This is a genomic window from Klebsiella sp. 2019SCSN059, assembly GCF_021739525.1.
Lineage (GTDB): Bacteria > Pseudomonadota > Gammaproteobacteria > Enterobacterales > Enterobacteriaceae > Klebsiella > Klebsiella quasipneumoniae.
The window spans coordinates 1-320 of the sequence record NZ_JAKKOM010000163.1 but is presented as its reverse complement, the minus strand read 5'-3'; the positions used below and the strand labels follow the sequence as shown (position 1 = coordinate 320).

Genomic DNA, 320 nt, shown 5'->3' with positions numbered 1-320 from the left:
GGCGCTACGGCGTTTCACTTCTGAGTTCGGCATGGGGTCAGGTGGGACCACCGCGCTAGTGCCGCCAGGCAAATTCTTTGTGCTCAGTACGCAATGCTTTATCGCATCAGCTGCGTTGCCTGCGCTCGCAAAGTCAGTCACATACTTCAGTATGCTCCTTCCTTTCCTTCGCTTGTCGCCTTGCTGCTGCGCAAATTATTGCGTACTCAACTCTGAATCTAAGCTGAAAATCTTCTCTCAAATCGCCAAAACATCTTCGGCGTTGTAAGGTTAAGCCTCACGGTTCATTAGTACCGGTTAGCTCAACGCATCGCTGCGCT

1 rRNA gene is annotated in these 320 nt (G+C 51.6%); it reads right to left on the bottom strand.

Going from position 1 to position 320, the window contains the following annotated elements:
* Positions 1–69 (bottom strand): 5S ribosomal RNA (rrf, locus tag L2I46_RS29415); the annotation flags it as partial.
* Positions 70–320 lie beyond the last annotated feature (251 nt).